A 4,162-nucleotide genomic window follows, 5' to 3' on the forward strand; every position below is an offset into this window, starting at 1 on the left:
TGATCTGCTGCTGCGGAACCGAGGAGCCCTCACGCAGCCAGGCGTTGCCGGCGCGGGCCTCGGTCAGCATCTTGTCCAGCCGCGCCGGGCCGCACATCTCGCCGTCGGCGAACGCCTTCCTGGACCGGGCCACGCACTCGTTCCAGACCCAGCGGCAGCGCCCCCACTCGCCGGTCAGCAACCTCTCGGCGGTGGCGGACACGCGCAGCCGGAAGACGTACCGGGCACACCCGGCGTCCTGCGTCCCCTGCCGCTGCTGCGTCGTCACGCGCGCCAACCTATCGGCGTCCTACGACAGTCGACGCCGGTTCGCCTGTCGGCGAAACGGCTTTCCCTGTCCCGCTCCGCGGGCGATCGAATTCCTCCCCGGCCTGAAGGCCGGGGCATCCTTCGGAGGTTTTGGTGAAGGTGGTCGACCGGGACGGCGAGGTAAGGGGGCTCAGCGGCCGGTTCCCGGGTCGCACCGGTAGAGCCGGGGCAGTTCGCGGCTCGTGCCGCCGTACGCCGCCGGCGGCACCGGCGTGCAGTGTGTGGTGACCCAGTGGGTGATCGCCGTCGTGGGCACGGCCGTGCCGGCGTTCGGCGCGGTCGCGCCGTGCCGGGTGCTTCCCCCGTGCTCACCGGCTGCCCGCTGCCACACCGCCGCGTGCGTGCGTCGGAGGGCGACGTAGTGCAGTTCGCCGGAGTCGACGAGTCGGCGCAGTCCGTCGGGGGCGGGGTAGGGGACCTGTCCGGTGAAGCCGCCCATGGGCAGCACGGACGCGTTGGCCCCGATGACATAAGGCGCGGCATCGGACCAGTCCGGCATGGCCGCGAGGTACTTCGCGCCGTCCCGGTGTGCCGTCAGGTAGGCCAGGAGCCGTGCGCGCGGCGGCGTGAGCCGGTTCGGTCCGCCGCCCCCCGGTCGGCTGGCGGGTCCCACCCTGCCCATGCCGCCGGGCTGGTTGTAGCGCGGGGACAGCGCCGAGGCCGACCACACCGCGGGTATCAGGAGCACCGCGGCGAGAGCGGCCGACAGGCTGGCCACGGCGATCCGCGGACGGCGGCCCGCGTCGGCGCGGCCCGCGCCGACGAGTATCAGGGCCAGAACGCACAGGGCGAGGGCGGCGGGAGCCAGCCAGCCGAAGAATCGGGGGTAACGCAGCGTCAGAGCCGCGGTCCACAGGACGTTCGCTGTGGTCACCGCCGGGAGCGCCCAGGCGCGACGGCCACCGGCCCGGTACGCCCTCCAGGCCCGCACCAGTCCGCTACCGCTGAGCGCCGCCAGGGCCACGGCGACGACGCCCATGTAGTACGTGTGGCCGGTGACGCTGCCGAAACTGAACGCGGCGAAGAAGGTGGCGAGCCACACGCCCCACATCACAGACCCGGCGAGCGCCGGATCGGTGCGGGAGACACGGCGGCGCCGCGCGGCGGCGAGAGCCCACACGAGGTCGCATGCGGCCAGCGGGTACAGCCAGCCCGTCTGCGTGGCCAGTCCCGGACTGAACATCTTCAGCGCGCTGTTGCCCATGCCCGGGCTCCGGTGGACGGCCCGCCGTGCGGCGTGTCCGGTGCCGCCCTCGTCATGCGTGGAGGTGCCGTGTTTCGAGCCGGCGTCGGTGGTCGCGGCGTCCGGGCCCGTCTCGCCGGCGACGACGCTTCCCGTGTGAGCCGCGTCCACGCCCAGCGAGGTGAACCGGGTCAGGAAGTTGTAGCCCACGACCATACCCACGGCCGAGTTGTTCGTGGTGCCGTCTATGTAGGGGCGGGAGTGCGCGGGGACGACTGTCGCCACGGCCACCCAGGACGCCGACACCGCCACGGCGACCGCGCCGGCCACGGCGACATGGCCGATCCTGCGCCGCAGGGTGGTGGGAGCAGCCATCAGATAGGTGACAGCCAACGCCGGCAGTACCGCCCAGGCCTCCAGCATCTTGCACTGGAACGCCACCCCGACCCAGATGCCGGCCAGGAGCAGAGTGCGCAGCCGGGGCCGTCGGACGGCCCGCCAGGTGGCCTCGGCGGCCAGGAGCAGCAGCAGGACGAACGGAGCGTCCTCCACGATCGACCGGCCCAGCCCCACGGCCACCGGGGTGAACGTCACGAACGCCGCGGCCAGCAGTCCCGCCGGGGCCCCGGCCCAGCGGCGCACCAGGAGGTGCAGGAGGAGGACGCAGGCCACGCCCTCGATCGCCTGGGGCAGGACCAACGCCCAGGGGTGGAAGCCGAAGACCAGGGCCGACAGGGCCTGCGGCCACAGGAAGCCGGGCTCCTTGTCGAGGGTGATGGAGTTGCCCGGGTCGAACGAACCGAAGAAGAACGCCACCGGGTTGTCGGTCATGCTGCGCACGGCGGCGGCGTAAAACGTGTGGTAGACGCTGTGGTCGATGCCCCACGTGTAGAGGACCGCCGCGGTCGCCGCGATAGACAGCAGCACCGGGAGCTCGTAGCGCGGTCGTGGTGTCTGCGGGCTCTGGGGAGCCGGCCCTGCGTCGTACGGGCGGGCCGTGGCGGTCGACGCCGCCGTACTCGTCGCCGGCGTCGCGTCGCGTGCCGCGGTCTGCTCGCAATGAGCGCTGCGCATAGGTGGGCCTTCCTGGACTCCCGCTGTCTTCTCCCCGTCGCGTCGGCCGTCTTGCGCGGCACGTGCGACCGAATGATCCGACTACGAAGAGGTAGGCGTCCCGGGGCCGTGTTGCATGAGACGTACAGGACGTTGGTAAGAGCCTGCTCTTTTCAAAATGGCGCGTGGCCCAAAGGTGGCGCAGGAATGACTGGGCCATTACGGGAGGGGGTGACAGGTATCCGGTCCGTCTGACGGTGGCGGACCAGGCATCAAGGCTCCGTTCTGGTCCGGCCGCAGGCGGTGGCAGGGATGGGCAGGGGGCTGGAATCGCCCAGAAGGTTCGTTCACCCCGAACAAACCTTCGCCCAGGGCCAGGTCCGCTCGATGCGGAGGATGCGGCGCCGGGCGTGTCGGGCGAGGCGGGTCAGAAGGTGGTAGAGACGCAGGCGCATCGTGTCCGGCTCGGCGTCTTCGAGGCCGTCCTGGTCGTGCAGGGTGAGCAGCCGCAGCCGGGGCTGTGCGTGGGGTGGGACGACGCTGGGCGGGTGCGGGTTGACGTTGATGTCGGGTCTGGTGCTGTTCGTTCAGAACAGCGCCAGGCCCTCGCCGCTGGTGTCCGCGATGACTGGCCGGAAGCGGGTGGGGAGGCCGTCCAGGCGGTCGGGTCCGGCCGCGGCGGCCACGGCAGGGGCGGTCTCGGCCAGCCAGGTGCAAAACCGCTCGGCGGCTTCGCGGTAGGGGACTCGCGCCAGGACACGGTGCTCGCCGGAGGGGCAGAAGTCGACGGCGACAGTGAGCAGGCAGGAACCAGGCGCGTTGTGACTGCCCGTCCAGGACACGCGCAGCACACCACAGGGTTTGCGCGCGCGGGAGCCGCGGGGGTCGCGGTGGGTCGGGCGCAGCGATCGGCAGGCTATGAGGGCGGTCCAGGCAGCGAGGTGTGGCAGTGGCAGGGTGGTGCGGGCGCGGCAGCCGGGGCAGCGGTGCCAGTGGCGGAGCCAGTCGGCGGTGTGGGTGTGGAAGAGGCGTGTGTAGTGGTTGGCCACGCGGATGTCGTTGCTGTACAGGTGGTCGGGCCGTTCTTGTGTGTTGCAGGAGTGGCAGACGGGGGCGCGGACGTAGCCGTGTTCGTGGCAGTGGTCGAGTACGGTGGCGGGTGCGGTGCGGCAGATGGCGCACGTCCATCCAGCGACCTTGCGGGAGGTGCCGGGTTTCCTGCTGAGTGCCGAGTACAGGTGGCCTTGCAGTTCCCCGTTGTACGGGCGCAGTGGGGCGGTTGGGCAGTCAGGGCTCGTCGTCTGCCGACTGTCGAGAGCTTGGGCCTGCCGGTGGTGGGAGGGCGGCTCGGTGGCGACTGCGCTTGCCTGGCAGGGCCGCGCGGCTTGCAGCCACTGCGTTTCGGTGTGCTCGGCCGCGTCCAGCAGCCTGACCACGGCGCGCGGCAGCCACCATGTCCGCGCCGTCCGGTCGCGGGTTTGCTCCACGAGTATCCGCCGCCAGTCGATCCCCGCCAGATGGTACAGCCGGGCACCTTCACGTGCTGCCCGCTCGGGGCCGCCCAACTCCTGCAGTTCCCGGGTGATGCGCTGGCGCCATCGCAGCAGCGTTCCCTCC

At 71.7% G+C, this 4,162-nt stretch carries 2 protein-coding genes and 1 pseudogene; all 3 read right to left on the reverse strand.

What is annotated here, in order from left to right; genetic code table 11:
- A pseudogene (locus tag ABZ818_RS42530) lies at positions 1-268 on the reverse strand (RNA-guided endonuclease TnpB family protein); the annotation flags it as partial.
- A gap of 171 nt (positions 269-439) precedes the next feature.
- Entirely contained in the window at positions 440-2,566 is a 2,127-nt protein-coding gene (locus ABZ818_RS42535) for a glycosyltransferase family 39 protein (RefSeq protein ID WP_361427626.1), read from the reverse strand.
- 566 nt (positions 2,567-3,132) lie between these two features.
- Positions 3,133-4,162, reverse strand: a 1,030-nt coding sequence (locus ABZ818_RS42540) for an endonuclease domain-containing protein (RefSeq protein ID WP_361427629.1), incomplete at its 5' end; no start/stop codon positions are given.

The sequence above is a fragment of the Streptomyces sp. NPDC047453 genome (assembly GCF_040643155.1).
Taxonomy (GTDB): domain Bacteria; phylum Actinomycetota; class Actinomycetes; order Streptomycetales; family Streptomycetaceae; genus Streptomyces.